18 protein-coding genes are annotated in these 17,459 nt (G+C 65.2%); 15 read left to right on the top strand and 3 right to left on the bottom strand.

The annotated features are described in order from the left end of the window. The first annotated feature begins 12 nt into the window (after nt 1-12). From IVB23_RS09750 to ccoS, 10 genes are all read left to right on the top strand, one after another. Nucleotides 13-846 carry a universal stress protein gene (locus IVB23_RS09750; RefSeq protein WP_247803367.1) on the top strand — a complete coding sequence of 278 codons (834 nt, stop codon included), beginning with the start codon at nt 13-15 and terminating at the stop codon, nt 844-846. Between the two features lie 38 nt (nt 847-884). Then, a complete protein-coding gene (locus IVB23_RS09745) occupies nt 885-1,310 on the top strand; it encodes a CBS domain-containing protein (RefSeq protein ID WP_028179364.1) in 426 nt (141 codons plus the stop codon). Between the two features lie 301 nt (nt 1,311-1,611). After that, nucleotides 1,612-3,261, top strand: coding sequence for a cytochrome-c oxidase, cbb3-type subunit I (gene ccoN, locus IVB23_RS09740; RefSeq protein ID WP_247803366.1), 1,650 nt, complete (start codon nt 1,612-1,614; stop codon nt 3,259-3,261). Nucleotides 3,262-3,273: 12 nt separating this feature from the next. Continuing rightward, on the top strand, nt 3,274-4,008 hold the full coding sequence (gene ccoO / locus IVB23_RS09735; protein ID WP_028179362.1) for a cytochrome-c oxidase, cbb3-type subunit II: 735 nt from the start codon (nt 3,274-3,276) through the stop codon (nt 4,006-4,008). A 13-nt stretch (nt 4,009-4,021) separates the two neighbouring features. Beyond that, complete coding sequence (locus IVB23_RS09730) at nt 4,022-4,186, top strand: cbb3-type cytochrome c oxidase subunit 3 (RefSeq protein WP_028179361.1); 165 nt, start codon at nt 4,022-4,024, stop codon at nt 4,184-4,186. Between the two features lie 6 nt (nt 4,187-4,192). Continuing rightward, the gene (ccoP, locus tag IVB23_RS09725) at nt 4,193-5,068 is read left to right on the top strand and encodes a cytochrome-c oxidase, cbb3-type subunit III (protein ID WP_061878271.1); all 876 of its coding nucleotides are present in this window, start codon (nt 4,193-4,195) and stop codon (nt 5,066-5,068) included. Nucleotides 5,069-5,186: 118 nt separating this feature from the next. After that, nucleotides 5,187-6,653 (top strand): cytochrome c oxidase accessory protein CcoG, encoded by a 1,467-nt coding sequence (ccoG, locus tag IVB23_RS09720; protein ID WP_247803365.1) that lies wholly within the window; start codon nt 5,187-5,189, stop codon nt 6,651-6,653. Nucleotides 6,654-6,670: 17 nt separating this feature from the next. After that, nucleotides 6,671-7,156 carry a FixH family protein gene (locus IVB23_RS09715; protein WP_247803364.1) on the top strand — a complete coding sequence of 162 codons (486 nt, stop codon included), beginning with the start codon at nt 6,671-6,673 and terminating at the stop codon, nt 7,154-7,156. Nucleotides 7,157-7,167: 11 nt separating this feature from the next. Then, nucleotides 7,168-9,357, top strand: a complete 2,190-nt coding sequence (locus IVB23_RS09710; protein WP_247803363.1) for a cation-translocating P-type ATPase — start codon at nt 7,168-7,170, stop codon at nt 9,355-9,357. Next, on the top strand, nt 9,357-9,524 hold the full coding sequence (ccoS, locus tag IVB23_RS09705) for a cbb3-type cytochrome oxidase assembly protein CcoS (RefSeq protein ID WP_061878267.1): 168 nt from the start codon (nt 9,357-9,359) through the stop codon (nt 9,522-9,524). The genes IVB23_RS09710 and ccoS overlap by 1 nt, the downstream gene beginning before the upstream one ends. Before the next feature lie 93 nt (nt 9,525-9,617). On the opposite strand, the gene IVB23_RS09700 is transcribed toward ccoS, so the two are convergent. After that, entirely contained in the window at nt 9,618-10,820 is a 1,203-nt protein-coding gene (locus tag IVB23_RS09700; protein WP_247803362.1) for an MFS transporter, read from the bottom strand. A gap of 100 nt (nt 10,821-10,920) precedes the next feature. Then, on the bottom strand, nt 10,921-11,403 hold the full coding sequence (locus tag IVB23_RS09695) for a cupin domain-containing protein (RefSeq protein WP_061878265.1): 483 nt from the start codon (nt 11,401-11,403) through the stop codon (nt 10,921-10,923). 238 nt (nt 11,404-11,641) lie between these two features. Between IVB23_RS09695 and IVB23_RS09690 the strand changes: the two genes are divergently transcribed. Together IVB23_RS09690 and IVB23_RS09685 are read left to right on the top strand one after the other, a co-directional pair. Beyond that, on the top strand, nt 11,642-11,926 hold the full coding sequence (locus tag IVB23_RS09690; RefSeq protein WP_247803361.1) for a hypothetical protein: 285 nt from the start codon (nt 11,642-11,644) through the stop codon (nt 11,924-11,926). Between the two features lie 85 nt (nt 11,927-12,011). Beyond that, on the top strand, nt 12,012-12,728 hold the full coding sequence (locus IVB23_RS09685; protein ID WP_247803360.1) for a peroxiredoxin-like family protein: 717 nt from the start codon (nt 12,012-12,014) through the stop codon (nt 12,726-12,728). A gap of 388 nt (nt 12,729-13,116) precedes the next feature. Here the strand turns inward: IVB23_RS09685 and IVB23_RS09680 are convergent, their stop codons facing one another. After that, on the bottom strand, nt 13,117-14,004 hold the full coding sequence (locus tag IVB23_RS09680) for a LysR family transcriptional regulator (protein WP_247803359.1): 888 nt from the start codon (nt 14,002-14,004) through the stop codon (nt 13,117-13,119). 177 nt (nt 14,005-14,181) lie between these two features. Between IVB23_RS09680 and IVB23_RS09675 the strand changes: the two genes are divergently transcribed. The 3 genes from IVB23_RS09675 to IVB23_RS09665 all read left to right on the top strand — a co-directional run bounded on the left by IVB23_RS09675 (nt 14,182) and on the right by IVB23_RS09665 (nt 17,254). After that, entirely contained in the window at nt 14,182-15,006 is an 825-nt protein-coding gene (locus IVB23_RS09675) for a 3-hydroxybutyrate dehydrogenase (protein WP_247803358.1), read from the top strand. Between the two features lie 70 nt (nt 15,007-15,076). After that, a complete protein-coding gene (locus IVB23_RS09670) occupies nt 15,077-16,219 on the top strand; it encodes a patatin-like phospholipase family protein (RefSeq protein WP_247803357.1) in 1,143 nt (380 codons plus the stop codon). Between the two features lie 90 nt (nt 16,220-16,309). Then, the gene (locus tag IVB23_RS09665) at nt 16,310-17,254 is read left to right on the top strand and encodes an oxygenase MpaB family protein (RefSeq protein WP_247804809.1); all 945 of its coding nucleotides are present in this window, start codon (nt 16,310-16,312) and stop codon (nt 17,252-17,254) included. The last annotated feature ends 205 nt before the right edge of the window (nt 17,255-17,459 follow it).

Raw genomic sequence — 17,459 nt, 5'->3', positions numbered from 1 at the left:
TGGAGATACCCGATGACATACGCGACCGTCATGGTCAGCTTGGCGCTCGATCAGCCCAACGAAGCGCGTCTTCAGGTCGCGGGGGAGCTTGCCGAGCGCTTCGAGGCTGCCATCGTCGGGGTCGCCGCAGCGCAGTTCGCGCCGCCGCTCTATTTCACCGACGGCACCGAGGCGCAGGCGCTGATCGACGAGGGCGAAGCTTCGGTCAAGCGACGGCTGGCCGACCTGGAAGCACAATTCCGCGCAGCGACGAAGAATCGCGGCGGACACGTCGAGTGGCGCAGCGCGATGGATTTTCCGACGCGATTCGTGCTGGCGCAGGCGCGTTGCGCCGACATCGTCGTCAGCGGAGGGCAGAGCCCGGCCTTCTCCGACGCTTTCTCGCTCGCAAGCCCCAAGGATCTGGTGCTGCAGGCCGGCCGTCCGCTTCTCGTCGTCCCCGATCGGGTCAACTGGCTCGACCTGCGCAACGTGCTGGTGGCGTGGAAGGATACGCCGGAGGCGCGGCGGGCGGTGACCGACGCGCTGCCGATGCTGCGCAAGGCGAGGGACATCACCATCGTCGAAATTCCAGAGCAGGGCAACGACCGTTCGGCCGTGATGGCCGGCGTCATCGACGTCGCCGCCTGGCTCGGCCGTCACGGCGTCACCGCGACCGCACGCGTCTCGGAGGCCGCAAGAGACGAAAGCCCCGCGGCGCATCTGGAGAAGGTCGCCGGCGACGTCGGCGCCGGCCTGATCGTCGCGGGCGCCTATGGTCATTCGAGATTTCGTGAGCTGATCCTCGGGGGCGTCACCCAGTATCTGGTCACGCAAACGGCTCGGAGCGTGCTGCTGTCGCACTGACCGCCGGCCGGTCAGTATCGAATCGAGGAGGACGCGTCATGTACAAATTTCTTGAACAGACTGTCGACGGCTACATGACGCGCAACGTCAAAACGGTGCAGCGCGGCCTCGACTTGTTCCAGCTTAGCGAGATGTTCGAGACCGACGATTTCAACTCCTATCCGGTCGAAGACGACGGGCAGGTCGTCGGCATCGTCACCAAGTTCGACATCCTGAAGTGCTTCGCCTTCACGCCGACCCAGATGTTGCCGCGCTATGATGACCTGATGAGACGCAAGATCGGCGACGTCATGACTCCCGAGTTCATCTATGTCAGCCCCGACACGCGGCTGACACGCGTGCTCCAGATCATGGTCGAGCACCGCATCAGGAGCATCATCGTGCTCGACGGTGCACAGAAGCTGGTCGGCATCATCGCCCGTGAGGACGTCATTGCGGCGCTCAAGGCGACGGCGCGGGACTGACGTGACGCCTTTTTCCTTCTCCCCTTGTGGGAGAGGGTGGCGCGAAGCGAGGGGTATCTCTCCACACAGACACCGTTCCCCGCTGCACCAACCCCTCACCCAAGCGAGTTTGCCGCGCTGTCCTTGCTGCCCTCTCCCACAAGGGGAGAGGGCATTTCAACTAGCCGCACCGAAAAAATACGGAGGAACCGAGAAAATATTTGTCCGCTACGGCTCGCCTTCAAGGCCAGCTTGATTTCAATCAATTCCCCGCGAGGGTGAATGTGATTTCTGGCGTTGTGTTCTTTCAGAGAGAATCCGCATGAGCCAGCCCTCCATCTCAAAATCCATGACCATCGGTGAAAGCGGCTTGGCTGTCGTATTCGCAGTCACCGCTTTTCTTTGCGTGATCGCCTCGGCCAAGGCGCTCGATGCACCCTTCGCCTTTCACGCCGCGCTCAGCGCGGCGGCGAGCCTGGCTGCGGTGTTCTTCATCGTCAACCGCTACTTCGAACGGCCGGCGGCGTTGCCGCCCCAGGAAATCAACGGCCGCCCGAACTACAACATGGGGCCGATCAAGTTCTCCGCCTTCATGGCGATGTTCTGGGGCATTGCCGGATTCCTCGTCGGCCTCATCATCGCCTCGCAGCTGGCCTGGCCCGCGCTGAACTTCGATCTGCCCTGGATCAGCTTCGGCCGCCTGCGGCCGCTGCACACCTCCGCCGTGATCTTCGCCTTCGGCGGCAACGTCTTGGTCGCGACCTCCTTCTACGTGGTGCAGAAGTCCTGCCGCGCGCGCCTCGCCGGCGACCTCGCGCCGTGGTTCGTCGTGCTGGGCTACAACTTCTTCATCCTGGTCGCGGGCACGGGCTATCTGCTCGGCGTCACCCAGTCGAAGGAATATGCCGAGCCGGAATGGTACGCCGATCTGTGGCTGACCATCGTCTGGGTCGTCTATCTGCTGGTCTTCCTTGCCACCATCTTCAAGCGCAAGGAGCCGCACATCTTCGTTGCGAACTGGTTCTATCTCGCCTTCATCGTGACGATCGCGGTCCTGCATCTCGGCAACAACCCCGCGCTCCCGGTCTCGGTGTTCGGCTCGAAGTCCTACGTCGCCTGGGGCGGCATCCAGGACGCCATGTTCCAGTGGTGGTACGGCCACAACGCGGTCGGCTTCTTCCTGACCGCCGGCTTCCTCGCCATCATGTACTACTTCATCCCGAAGCGGGCCGAGCGGCCGATCTATTCCTACCGGCTCTCGATCATCCACTTCTGGGCGCTGATCTTCCTCTACATCTGGGCCGGCCCGCACCATCTGCACTACACGGCGCTGCCCGACTGGACGCAGACGCTGGGCATGACCTTCTCGATCATGCTGTGGATGCCCTCCTGGGGCGGCATGATCAACGGCCTGATGACGCTGTCGGGCGCCTGGGACAAGCTGCGCACCGATCCCGTGCTGCGCATGCTCGTGGTCTCCGTCGCCTTCTACGGCATGTCGACCTTCGAAGGCCCGATGATGTCGATCAAGGTGGTCAACTCGCTCAGCCACTACACCGACTGGACCATCGGTCACGTGCACTCCGGCGCGCTCGGCTGGGTCGGCTTCGTCTCCTTCGGTGCGATCTACTGCCTGGTACCGTGGGCCTGGAATCGCAAGGGCCTCTACAGCCTGAAGCTCGTCAACTGGCACTTCTGGATCGCGACCCTCGGCATCGTTCTCTACATCTCGGCGATGTGGGTGTCCGGCATCCTCCAGGGCCTGATGTGGCGTGCCTACACCTCGCTCGGCTTCCTCGAATATTCCTTCATCGAGACCGTCGAGGCGATGCATCCCTTCTACATCATCCGCGCCGCCGGCGGCGGGCTGTTCCTGATCGGCGCGCTGATCATGGCCTACAATCTCTGGATGACGGTTCGCGTCGGCGAACAGGAAGCCCAGATGCCCGTCGCTCTTCAGCCGGCGGAATGAGGAGCTAAAGAAATGTCGTTCTGGACACGCCACCAAATCTTCGAAAAGAACTCGATCATCCTGGTCGTCGGCATCCTGCTGGTGATCGCGATCGGCGGTCTCGTCGAGATCACGCCGCTGTTCTACCTCAAGAGCACGATCGAGAAGGTCGACGGGGTCAGGCCCTACACGCCGCTGGAGCTCGCCGGACGCAACGTCTACGTCCGCGAGGGCTGCTACCTCTGCCATTCGCAGATGGTTCGGCCGCTGCGTGACGAGGTCGAGCGCTACGGCCACTTCTCGCTCGCCGCCGAGAGCATGTTCGACCATCCGTTCCAGTGGGGCTCCAAGCGCACCGGTCCGGACCTCGCCCGCGTCGGCGCCAAATATTCCGACGACTGGCACGTGACCCATCTGACCAACCCGCGCGCGATCGTGCCGCAGTCGGTGATGCCGGGCTATCCGTTCCTCAGCAGGGCCGAGGTCGACCCGGATGCGATCGCCGGCGACATGCGCACGCTCAGGACGGTCGGCGTCCCCTACAGCGATGAGCAGATTGCCAACGCCGCCGCCGACCTGAAGGCTCAGGCCGATCCGGACAACGCCGGCACCGATGCCTTCGGCAAGCGCTACGCCAAGGCCGTCGTGCGCAATTTCGACGGCAAGACCGGCACGCCGACGGAGATGGACGCGCTGATCGCGTACCTGCAGATGCTCGGCACGCTGGTCGACTTCAAGATCTACAACGAGAAAGCCAATCTTCGCTGAGAAGGCATGAACGATGAAAGCCATCCTGACCGTCCATAATCTTGCGTCCGATCTCGTGACGACGATCTGGACACCGGTGTTCGTCGCGATCTTTCTCGCGATCGTCGCCTACGCATTCTGGCCCCGTAACAAGGCTGTGTTCGACAAAGCGGCGCACCTGCCGTTGCGGGAGGAGTAGAGAACCATGACCGATCATTCTAGCGACATCGATTCCGTCTCCGGCAAGTCCACGACCGGACACGAGTGGGACGGCATCAAGGAGCTCAACACGCCGCTGCCGCGCTGGTGGGTGATCACCTTCTATCTCACCATCGTCTGGGCGATCGGCTACTGGATCGTCTATCCGGCCTGGCCGCTCATCTCCAGCAACACCACCGGCGTGTTCGGCTACTCCTCGCGCGCCGACGTCGCAGTCGAACTCGCCAACCTCGAGAAGATCCGCGGTGACAAGATGGTGGCGCTGGGTGCGGCCTCGCTCGTCGACATCGAGAAGGACCCGGCTCTGCTGGCGCTCGCCCGCGCCAAGGGCAAAACCGTGTTCGGCGACAATTGCGCGCCGTGTCACGGCTCCGGTGCCGCCGGTGCCAAGGGCTATCCCAATCTGAACGACGACGACTGGCTTTGGGGCGGCACGCTCGACCAGATCATGCAGACCATCCAGTTCGGCGCACGGTCCGGCCATGCCAAGACGCATGAGGGCCAGATGCTCGCCTTCGGCAAGGACGGTGTGCTGAAGGGCGACGAGATCGTCACGGTCGCCAATTACGTGCGGTCGCTGTCGGGCCTTTCCACGCGCAACGGCTACGACGCCGCCAAGGGCCAGAAGATCTTTGCGGAGAATTGCGCCGCCTGTCACGGCGATGCCGGCAAGGGCAACCTGGAGCTCGGCGCACCGAACCTGACCGACAAGATCTGGCTCTATGGCTCCGACGAGGCGAGCCTGATCGAGACCATCAGCCAAGGGCGCGCCGGCGTGATGCCGGCCTGGGAAGGCCGGCTCGATCCCGCCACCATCAAGGCGATGGCGGTCTATGTCCATTCGCTCGGCGGCGGCAAATAGCCGATCCGCGACCGACGACTTCAGGCGGGGGCGAAGAAAAGCGCCCCCGTTTGCGTTGGATCAAGGGCCTTGCCGGCGCCGGGTCTAGGTTTGATCGCACCTCTTGAAAGATTCAGCGATGAACAAGGCCGTCAATCCGAACGAACTCAAGCCAGCGGACGACAGCGGGCCACTCTATGCGGCCCGCAAGAAGGTCTACCCGCAGAGCGTCTCGGGCACGTTTCGGCGGATCAAATGGTCCCTGATGGCGGTCTGCCTCGGCGTCTACTATTTCCTGCCGTTCGTACGCTGGAATCGCGGCCTCGGCGCCCCCAGCCAGGCGGTGCTGATCGATCTTCCCAACAGCCGCTTCTATTTCTTCTTCATCGAGCTGTGGCCGCAGGAGGTCTACTACTTCACCGGCCTGCTGATCGTGGCCGCGGTGGCGCTGTTCCTGATGAACTCGGTCGGCGGCCGCATCTGGTGCGGTTATCTCTGCCCGCAGACGGTGTGGACCGACCTGTTCTACGCCGTCGAACGGCTGGTCGAGGGCGACCGGCGCGAGCGGATGAAGAAGGACAAATCGTCCGATCCGCTGAAGCTCGAGCGCATCTCCGAGATCGTGCTCAAGCATTCGATCTGGATCTTGATCGCGTGGTGGACCGGCGGCGCCTGGGTGCTCTATTTCAGCGACGCGCCGACCCTGGTGAAGGAGCTCGTCACCTTCCAGGCGCCGATGATCGCCTATATCTGGATCGGCATTCTCACCGCGACGACCTACCTGCTCGCCGGCTTCATGCGCGAGCAGGTCTGCACCTATATGTGCCCGTGGCCGCGCATTCAGGCCGCGCTCACGGATGAATGGGCGCTCAACGTCACCTATCGCTACGATCGCGGCGAGAAGCGCACTTCGGTGAAGAAGGCCGCCGAACTGCGCGCGCTCGGCCAGCAGGTCGGCGATTGCGTCGACTGCGACCAATGCGTCGCGGTCTGCCCGACCGGCATCGACATCCGCAACGGACCGCAGCTCGAATGCATCCAGTGCGGGCTCTGCATCGACGCCTGCGACAACGTGATGGCGAAGATCGGCCGGCCGAAGCGCCTGATCGGCTACGACAACGACATCAACATCCACCGCCGCCAGGAAGGCAAGGCGCCGATCTACCGGATCGTCCGGGCCCGCACCGTCGTCTACAGCGCGATCATCGCGGCGGTCGGCGGCATCATGATCTACACGCTCGCGACCCGCAGCCTGCTCGACGTCAATGTGCTGCACGACCGCAATCCGGTCGCGGTCAAGCTCAGCGACGGCTCGATCCGCAACGCCTACACGGTGCGGCTGCTCAACAAGAGCGGCTATGACCGCGTCATCGCGATCGATGCTGACGGGCCGGTCAATTCGACCATTCACGTCGTCGGCGTCGATTCGGTGACCCCGGATCGGCCGATGATCGTGATCCCGCGCGACTCGACGAGCGAGCTCCGCCTTCTCGTCACCGCGCCGGCCGACAACAACCCGGAGAAGTCGATTCCGGTCCGCTTCCACGTCACGGACATCGGGCTCGGCGTCGCCGCTTCCGCCACCGACAATTTCGTCTCGCCTTAAGGGATCAGGAGACTGCCATGGCTTCCAAGCCTCTGACCGGAACCAAGGTCTTGCTGATGCTGGTCGCTTTCTTCGGCGTCGTGATCGGGGTCAACGGGACCATGATGAAGCTCGCGATCGCGACGCTGCCCGGCACCGACGTCGACAGCCCCTACGCCGCGGGCCTCGTCTATGACCGCGAGATCTCGGCGGCGCAGGACCAGGCCGCGCGCAAATGGAAGGTCAACGCCCATATCGAGCGCCGCCGCGACGGCGGCGCCTCGGTCCAGGTCGAAGCCCGCGATGCCGGCGGCCAGCCGATCTCCGGGCTCAAGTTCGGCGGCCGGCTGGAGCGGCCGACCGACAAGCGTGCCGATCTCGCCGTCGAGCTCACCGAATCCGGCATCGGCCTCTATCGCGGCAGTGCCGCGTCGGTCGCGCCGGGCCAATGGGACCTGGTGATCGAGGGCGAGGCGCGGGGAACACGCGTGTTCCTGTCGCGCAACCGCGTGATCCTGAACTGAAGGACTTCGTCATGCACGTCACGCGGGACTTCTCGCATTACGTCCGAAACGCGGGTGAGGGCATCCAGCACATCGATCTCGCGGTCGAAGGCGTTCACTGCGCTGGGTGCATGGCCAAGATCGAACGCGGCCTGTCCGTGATCCCCGACGTCACGCTGGCGCGCGTGAATCTCACCGACCGCCGCGTCGCGCTGGAATGGAAGGCGGGCACGCTCGATCCCGGCCGGTTCATCGATCGACTCGAGGAGCTCGGCTACAAGGCCTATCCGTTCGAGACCGAAAGCGCGGAGGAGGCCGAGGTCGCCGAATCGCGTTTCCTGCTGCGCTGCCTCGGCGTCGCGGCATTCGCCACCATGAACGTGATGATGCTGTCGATCCCGGTATGGTCGGGCAACGTCTCGGACATGCTGCCGGAGCAGCGCGACTTCTTCCACTGGCTGTCGGCGCTGATCGCATTGCCGGCGGCGGCCTATGCCGGCCAGCCGTTCTTCCGCTCGGCCTGGCGCGCGCTGTCGGCGAAGACCACCAACATGGACGTGCCGATCTCGATCGGCGTGATCCTGGCGCTCGGCATGTCCGTGGTCGAGACCATCCACCACGCCGAGCACGCCTATTTCGACGCCGCGATCATGCTGCTGACCTTCCTCCTGGTCGGCCGCTTCCTCGACCAGAACATGCGGCGGCGGACCCGCGCGGTCGCCGGCAATCTCGCGGCGCTGAAAGCGGAGACGGCTGCGAAGTTCGTGGGCCCCGGCGAAATCTCGCAAGTGCCGGTGGCGGCCATCCATCCCGGCGACATCGTGCTGCTGCGGCCGGGCGAGCGCTGCGCGGTCGACGGCACCGTGATCGAGGGACGTTCCGAGATCGACCAGAGCCTGATCACCGGCGAGACGCTCTATGTCACGGCGGAGCAGGGCACGCCGGTCTATGCGGGATCGATGAACATCTCGGGCACGCTGCGGGTGCGGGTCTCGGCGGCCTCGGAGGCGACGCTGCTCGCCGAGATCACGCGGCTGCTCGACAACGCGCTGCAGGCGCGCTCGCGCTACATGCGGCTCGCCGACCGCGCCTCGCGGCTATACGCGCCGGTGGTGCATGCGACCGCGCTTCTGACCATCCTCGGCTGGGGCATCGCCGGCGCGAGCTGGCATGACGCGATCGTCACCGGCGTTGCCGTCCTCATCATTACCTGCCCCTGTGCACTGGGCCTTGCCATTCCGACCGTGCAGACGATCGCCTCCGGCGCGATGTTCAAGTCCGGGGTGCTGCTGAATTCCGGCGACGCGATCGAGCGGATGGCGGAAGCCGACCATGTCATCTTCGACAAGACCGGCACGCTGACGCTGCCTGATCTCGAAGTGATGAATGCGGCCGACATCCCCGCCGACATCTTCGAGCTCGCCGGCCGGCTCGCGCTGTCGAGCCATCATCCGGTCGCCGCCGCCGTCGCTCAGGCCGCCGATGCGAAGTCTCCGATCGTCGGCGCGGTCGAAGAACCCGGGCAGGGCGTCCGCGCGACCGTGGACGGCGTCGAGCTTCGCCTCGGCCGTCCGTCCTACTGCGGTGCCGAGACGCTGGTCGGCGGCGCCACGCTCGATCCCGAAGCCTCCGTCGTCGCTTTCAGCAAGGGCAGCGAGAAATTCGTCCTCTCGGTACGCCAGGGCCTGCGTCCGGATGCGCAGGCCGTGGTCGCGGCCCTGAAGGCGCGCAACATCGGCATCGAGATCCTGTCCGGCGACCGCGAGCCGGCGGTGAAGGCTGCGGCGCAGGCGCTCGCCATTCCCGAGTGGCGCGCCGGCGTCACGCCGGCCGACAAGATCGCGCGGATCGAAGAGCTGAAGCAGCGCGGCGCCAAGGTGCTGATGGTCGGTGACGGCATGAACGATGCGCCGTCATTGGCGGCTGCCCATGTGTCGATGTCGCCGATCTCGGCCGCGCATCTCAGCCAGGCCACCGCCGATCTCGTCTTCCTCGGCCGGCCGCTCGCCCCCGTGGTTGCCGCGATCGATGCTTCGCGCAAGGCGCTGCACCTGATGCGGCAGAACCTCTGGCTTGCGATCGGCTACAACGTGCTTGCCGTTCCGGTCGCGATCAGCGGCATCGTGACGCCCCTGATCGCGGCAGCGGCCATGAGCGGATCCTCGATCCTGGTCATGCTGAATTCGCTGCGTGCCCGCAGCACCTCGCGGGAGATCGTGTGATGGAGATCCTCGTCATCCTGGTCCCGCTGGCCTTGATGCTCGGAGGTGCCGGTCTCGTCGCCTTCCTCTGGTCGCTGCGCAGCGGCCAGTACGACGATCTCGACGGTGCCGCCTGGCGCGCCATCGCCGACGACGAGCCGCCGCAGGAGGCCCCGGTCGAGCGTTAAAGCATGATCCGGAAAAGTGCGCAGCGGTTTTCCGGATCATGCCTAAACAACAACCTAAAGCGCGATGAGGATTCATCCCAATCGCATCGCGCTTTAGCGCTTCAGGTCGACGGTGAGCAGGGCGGCCAGCGCGAGCGCCGCGCCCACACCGGTGACGCAGGCCTGCCAGCCGAGAGCATCGAACAGCCGGCCGAGTACGGCCGTGCCGACGAGCCCGCCGCAGAAATAACACGCAAGATAAGTCCCGCTGGCGATGCCGCGGTTGTCGGTTGCGGCCTGTCCGACGAAGCCCGTCGCGGCGGCCTGCGCGAAGAATGTGCCGATGCCGACCAGAACCATGCCGGCGAGCACCGCGCCCAGATGCGGCGCCAGCATCAAGGGCAGGCCCAGCCCGGCGACAGCGAGCGCGCTCCAGATGGTGGGGCGCGTTCCCAGCCGCGCGGCCACCTTGCCGGCCAGCAGCGTCGTGACGACCGACGGCAGGAAGACGAAATAGACGAGGCCCAGATCCATCATGCCCAGCGACAGCGGTGGCCGCACCAGCACGAAATTGACGAAGGTGAAGATGCCGATGAAGGCGAACAGGATGCAGAAGCCGATGCCGAAAGCGGCCCGCAGCCGTCGATCGCGCCAATGCGCGATAGTGGCGGAGACCGGCGAAGCCGCCGGCATCATCGCATGCATCGGCCGCACGCGCTGGATGGTGAAATAGACCAGTAACGCGCCGGCCAGGTTCAGCGCTGCGAAGAAGTAGAAGTTCCAGGCGAGTCCGAGGCTATCGGCCACGGCCGCCGAGATCAGCCGGCCGACAAGGTTGCTGGCGACATTGCCGGTGATGTAGGCGGCAAACGCACTGCCGGCGTCCTTGGCACTGCATTGCTCGCCGAGATAAGCGAGGGTGAGCGCGAAGGCGGCCGCCATGCACAGGCCCTGCGCGACGCGCAGGACGGTGAAGACGGCAAGATTTGGCGCGGACGCCAGCAGGCCGGTGGGAATCGCAAGAAGTGCCAGGCCGAGCAGGATGCCCGTTCGCCGGTCGATATGCGGGCTGAAGAAGCCGACGACGAGACCTGCGACCGCCATGCCGAAGGTGCTGGCATTGACGGCAAAGCCCATCGCTGCGGGTGTGACGCCGTAGTGCCGCGTCAGCGAGGGCAGGATCGCCTGCGTCGCGAAAAGGTCGACGACGGTCAGGAAGGCGGTGAGGCCGATCACGAGCGACCGAAGCGCGAGACCAGGGGAATGCGCCTCGTTCGTCATCACGTCCTGTTTGATGGGAGCGGAAAGATCGGTCATGGCCTGATTTTCCTGTGAGGAATGTGGCGCCCGGCACGCCGGCGGCATGGGGGATCCCGGGCGCCACACCCGGCAACGAGTGCTGGGGCTGGGGCGCTCGTTACATGTGATGGTCGTTGGGATCCTTGCGGACGTCGCCGACGTAGAGGATGACCGTCTCCTTGCCGAGATTCTTCCACCAATGCGAGGTGCCGTAGACTTCGGGGCGGATGTCGCCGGCCTTGTGCACGATCGGATCGACGCAATTGGAGGCGTATTCGACGATCTCGCCCTGCTGCACGAAGATCAGGGCGGGGCGGTCGTCATGGCTGTGCCAGGGCACGATGCCGCCGGGCGCGATGGTCAGCTTGCGGAAGCGCAGTTCGCGGCCCTCGATATGCGCCGGCTGCTTGCCGAGGTCGATCGCGCCGAGCGTGACGTCGGTGACGCCGACGGGTTTGTGGTCGACCATCTGCTGTGCGTTCGGCTTGATCTTGCCGGCTGGGCATTCGCCGGCGACTACCGGCTGCGCCGAGAGGGTCAGCGCGCCGACGATTGCAAGGCCTGGCCAGGTCAGGCGCGACAGAGCGTGGCTCGTGAACATGGGGAGGTCTCCTGTGTTGGCCGCAACCTCGCTGGTCGCCGGCTGTGGCAGGAGTTTCTTCGAGCCACGGCCCGTCCTGAAATGCCCTTTCGCTCTCGGTGCGATAGCGCGGCGCTATGCCGATAGGCGGCGGCTATCGAACCGATTGTGGATCGGCATTTCCGCTCGCGCGGCTTCCACCGTTCGATGGCGAAGCGCCCGATTGGCGGGCGTTCACGTCAATCCGGAGGAGCATCCCATGACAAGACTGTCCAAGACCCTGATCGCCACCGCCGCGTTTGCGGTCATCGCCACATCGGCCCTCTCGGAGGCCACCTGGGATTTCAAGGCCGGCATGGCCTATGTCTATCGTGGGCCCGGCAAGATGTCGGCGATGGCGATGGCGCCGGCCGAGAAGAACCACGAGGCCATGATGAAGCACGCGAAGAAGGTACCCGACAACACGGTCTTCTTCATGGACAACGGGACGCTGTACTCTGCCTCGGGGCGGCTCGATCCCACCGGCAACTTCTACGTGAACTGAACCGATCCTGGCAGCGCGGCCGCCCCTTGCGGGCGGCCGAACCGGGAAACTACTATTGGCCCCCAGGGAATGCCGGAGCAGAAAGATGACGTCTCTCTCGCCAGCCGACACCGAACAGCTCAGACTCGCCTTCCAGCGCTGCCGCGACATGGACGGTACGCTGAACGAACAGCTCCGCGCCTATGCGGATGCCAGCCGCGAAGTCTTCCCGGCCTATGGCGAGGCGGTCGATCGGCTGGTGGCGCGATTGGACGGAAACGGCGGTGGCGCGACCGCGCCGCGCGCGGGCGATGCGATGCCGCCGTTCATGCTGCCTGACGAGGGCGGGCGTCTCGTCGCGATGCCTGCGCTGCTGGAGCGCGGTCCGCTCGCCGTGATGTTCTTCCGCGGCCATTGGTGTCCCTATTGCAGGCTCAATGTCCGCGCCGTGGTTCAGGCACGCGATCGCATCGAGGCCATGGGGGCGCAGGTCGTCGCAATCGTGCCGGAGACGCAGGAATATACCGGACAGCTCAAGGCCGAGTCCGGCGCGCCGTTTCCGATCCTGACCGATCTCGACAACGGCTACGCGCTGTCGCTCAATCTCGCGATTTGGCTCGGCACCGAGATTCAGCAACTGCTGTCCTATCAGGACATGGCGAAATTCCACGGCAATGACGGCTGGATGCTGCCGATCCCGGCCGTGTTCGTCGTCGGCCGCGACGGCATCGTGAAGGCTCGCTTCGTCGATCCGGATTTTCGCAAGCGCATGGAGATCGACGATCTGATCGAAGCGCTGGAGAGCGCGAGCCGGGAGGACTAGGTCTGCGCGGGCGAGCTGCTCGTCTTTCTCCCCTTGTTGTCGAACAGATACATGATGCTCTCGCAAGCAGCGAGATGCAGATTGAAGTGCCCTCGCCCCTTGTGGGAGAGGGCAGCGACGCCGGTTGACACGAACTCACTTGGGTGAGGGGTATGCCTCCAAGCTTTCCGTGTGGAGAGATACCCCTCATCCGGCGCTTCGCGCCACCTTCTCCCGCAAGGGGAGAAGGAAGGCGCCGGATGAGGGGTATCTAGTCCCATACACTGATGTCCGTGGAGATATACCCCTCACCCAAGTGAGTCCGCTTCCGGCACCTTCGCTGCCCTCTCCCACAAGGGGCGAGGGCGCAGCAATGCGCATCTCGCCTGCTGGGAGAATGCTTCCCCAGCTACCCCGCGATTTCCCGCCAATCGGCGCCGCGCAGCATGCGCATCACGGCATTGCCTACGGCCGTGCGTTGTCGGCCCGCGACCCCATAAAGGTTGACGGTACGGCGGGCGTCCAGCCCTGCCACTGCGGCGCGTGTCAGCCGCTCCGGCACGGGCGAGGTGTGCGGCACCATGGCGACGCCCATGTCGGCCTCGACCAGCTCGATCAGATCGCGCTCGTTCGAGACCTCATGGCCATGTTCGATGTCGATGCCGTGTTCGCGCAGGCTCGCGGAGATGCGGCGCGCGTGCTCGCAGAAGGTGCGGCTCAGTAGCTGCTCGGATCGCAAATCGTCCAGATCGACGCTGGCGCGGCCGGCCAGCCGGTGTCCGTCGCCGACCACGAGCTCGAAATTCTCGGTGAACAGCGGCCAGACGTCGAGCCGGTCCCAGGCCTCGTCGATCTCCGCAGCGATGCCGAGCTCGGCTTCGCCCTTCTTCAGGAAATCGCCGACCTCCCGGTTCGAGCCGCGCAGGAAGCGGAATTCGAGCCGGTTGAACTGCCGCTTGATCTCGTTGAGATGGGGAATGAGCAGGGCGAGGTCGATCGAATGCGTCAGCGCAATGCGGAGCGCACCGATCTCGCCACTTCTGAACGAGGAGGCGAGCGAGCGTGCGCCGGCGGCGGCGTCATAGCACTGCTTCAGAAGCGGATGCATGCGCTGACCGAGCTCGGTCAATTGCGCCGCCGGCCGTTCGCGGCGGAACAGGTCGCCGCCGAGCTCGGCCTCCAGCTGCTTGATCGCGCGCGTCAGCGACGGCTGCGTGACGTTGCACTCCTCGGCTGCGCGCGTGAAATTCAAGAGCTGCGCCACCGCGAGGAAATAGCGGACCTGGTGCATTTCCATGGATCGGCTCCGAGCGAGAATGAACTCGATCTTATCGGATCGGCCGGCGAATGACATCCCGCCCGCAATAGCGCGCGCCTATGGATTCGGAAGCCAGCCGGTATTTCCGTTTGGGCGGCCGATGCTCCAGCTTCTGCGCAGGCTGGAAGCCCAGTCATTGCCAATGGAGACCGCGTCATGAACATACCGCTGAAGCCGCAGACATCTCAACCTGCCCGCGCGCTGGCGGGCAAGGTGGCGCTGGTCACGGGCTCGACCAGCGGAATCGGCCTCGGCATCGCGCGTGCGCTGGCGGCGGCCGGCGCCGACATCGTGCTGAACGGGCTTGGCGTTGCCAGCGAGATCGGCCGGACCCGCGAGCAGATCGCCGCCGAGTTCGGCATCAAGGCGAGCTACTCGCCGGCCGACATGACGAAACCCAAATCAATCGCCGAGATGATCGCGGCGACCATCGCCCAATCGGGCCGGCTCGACATTCTCGTCAACAATGCCGGGATCCAGCACGTCGCGCCGCTCGATCAGTTCCCGGTGGAGAAATGGGATCAGATCCTCGCGATCAACCTGACCTCGGTGTTCCACACGACGCGGCTCGCACTGCCGGCGATGCGGCGGAACGGCTTTGGCCGGATCATCAATGTCGCCTCCGCGCACGGTCTGGTCGGCTCGCCATTCAAGGCGGCCTATGTCGCGGCCAAGCACGGCATCGTCGGACTCACGAAAGTCACCGCGCTCGAGACCGCGGAGGAGGGCATCACCTGCAATGCGGTCTGCCCGGGCTACGTCTATACGCCGCTGGTCGAGGCGCAGATCGACGGGCAGGCCAAGGCGCACGGCATCTCCCGCGACGAGGTGATCCGCGACGTGCTGCTGGCACAGCAGCCGAACAAGCGTTTTGCGACAGTCGAAGAGCTCGGCGCGCTCACGGTGTTCCTGTCGACAGACGCGGCCGCGTCCATCACGGGCGTAGCGCTGCCTGTCGACGGCGGCTGGACCGCGCACTAACATGAGCCGGCGTAACAAGCCGCAGTCGGCAGCGAATACCCGGGCAGTGCAGGCTGATCAGGAGCGACCCATGAATGGCACGCAAACCAACATACAGCGCAAGGATATCCCGGGTCAGGTCGTGCTGGTGCTCCAGGGCGGCGGCGCGCTCGGCTCGTACCAGGCGGGCGTCTACCAGGCGCTGCACGAGGCCGGCATAGAGCCGGACTGGGTCATCGGCACCTCGATCGGCGCCATCAATGCGAGCCTGATCGCGGGCAACGCGCCGGCGCAACGGCTCGCGCGCTTGAGGGAGTTCTGGAAGCGGATGGAGCAGCAGCCGGTCTGGGACTGGCGTGCCGGATTTCCGGGCTTCAACGAAAAGCTGGCCTATTGGTCGACCGTCACCCACGGCATTCCAGGCTTCTTCCGCCCCAATCCGCTGGCACATGCCGGAGATTCCTTTCCGCTGGGGGCCGATCACGCCGGCTATTATTCGACGGCTCCGCTGGAGAAGACGCTGAGCGAGCTCGTTGATTTCGACCTGGCCAATCGCTGCGCGCCGCGCCTGACGGTCGGTGCGGCTCATGTCGGTACCAGCGAAATGCGCTATTTCGACAGCCGCGACGGCGAGCTGACGGTGAAGCACGTGATGGCTTCGGGCGCGCTGCCGCCGGCTTTCCCGGCCGTGCGCATCGACGGCGAACTCTATTGGGACGGCGGCATCCTGTCGAACACGCCGACGGAAGCGGTGTTCGACGACAATCCCCGCAGGGATTCGCTCATTTTCTCCGTGCATCTGTGGAATCCCGTCGGGCCCGAACCGAGCACGATGGCGGAGGTGCTGAACCGGCACAAGGACGTGCAATATTCCAGCCGCATCGCGAGCCAGATCGTGCGACAGCAGCAGGCCCATCGCCTGCGCCATGTGATCAACCAGCTTGCGGCACGGCTACCCGAGAGCGAGCGCGACGACCCCGCCGTGCGTGAGCTGACGAGCTACGGTTGCCCGACCCGCATGCATGTGGTGCGGCTGCTGGCGCCGCAGCTCGAGCGCGAGACGCATACCAAGGACATCGATTTCAGTCCGTCCGGGATCACGCGGCGGTGGCATGCCGGCTATGCCCATACGAAGGCGGTGCTGGCGCGCAAGCCGTGGATCGGCGAATTCGATCCGCTCGCCGGCGTGGTGCTGCACGAGCACATGGACGAGATGCCGATGGCAGCGGAGTAGGGCCTTGTTCGTCATTGCTTTGCACGACGACGATTTCGCAGGCGCGCGGTCCGGAGTATGGTCGCCGTGTCTTCATCGCGAGGCCTGCAATTGGTCGCTGAGAAGGATCTGGAGGCGTCGCTCGATACGCTGCGTACGAACGCGGCGGGACCGGTCGCGGGCGTGTTCGGTCCGGCCTCGCTGACCTGGCAGATCGACCGGGAGGCCGTGATCTTTCTCGGTGCCGGCCGTGCGCTGCTGCTGCAGCTGGCCCATCCATGGGTGGCGGCGGCGATCGCCGAGCATTCGCGCACCCTTGCCGATCCGATCGGCCGCTTCCATCGCACCTTCGACATCGTCTTCACGATGGTGTTCGGCTCGCTGGACCGGGCGCTGCTGTCGTCCCGGCAGCTGCATCGGCGTCACAGCATGATCGTCGGCGAGATGCCCGAGACCGTGGGTCCGTTCGCGGCCGGCTCGCGCTACTGCGCCAACGACGTCCCAGCGCTGCGTTGGGTCCATGCGACGCTGGTCGAGACGGCGCTCATGGCACATGATCTGGTGCTGCCGCCACTCTCGGTGGAGGAGTGCGATCGCTATTGGAGCGAAGCCAGGCTGTACGGCGCCCTGTTCGGATTGACGGGGGATGATTTGCCGGCGGACTGGTCCGGCTTCGTGGCCTACACTACCGCAATGGCGCAGTCGGAGACGTTGACCGTCAGCCCAGCGGCGCGCGAGATCGGCGCACAGATATTCAGCGGCGCCCGCCCCTGGTTGCGGCCACCGCGATGGTATCGCGCGCTCACGGCAAGGATGCTGCCAGAGCGCTTGCGCGCCGGCTTTGGTTTCGAGCTTGACGCGCGGGATATCCGGTCCGTCGACCATGCACTGCGATGGATCAGGCGCGTCTATCCGAGATTGCCCGACAGGCTGCGCTATGTCGGCCCCTACCAGGAGGCGCAGGCGCGGCTGCGGGGCGAGATGTATCCTGATTGGATGACCCGCTGTCTCAACCGCGCCTGGATCGGACGGCCGCAGATGGATGTTCGTCGCTGAGCGCTCCCGGCGTGTCCCGGACAAGCTGCAACGCACAAGCGTTGCGGCGCAGAGCCGGGACCCAACAGAGGCCACGAACCCAGTCGAGACACAGTCGAGACATGGGCCCCGGCTCAGCAACGCACCACGTCGCAAGGCGACGCGCTGCGTCCGGGGCACGAGATCGGAGTGGGGCGCGCGACTTTATCGCGCTCTGCGCGGACCC

Source organism: Bradyrhizobium sp. 191, assembly GCF_023100985.1.
Taxonomy (GTDB): Bacteria; Pseudomonadota; Alphaproteobacteria; order Rhizobiales; family Xanthobacteraceae; genus Bradyrhizobium; species Bradyrhizobium diversitatis.
Note: the sequence above shows the minus strand (reverse complement) of the source record. Positions and strands in the feature narration are given on the sequence as shown.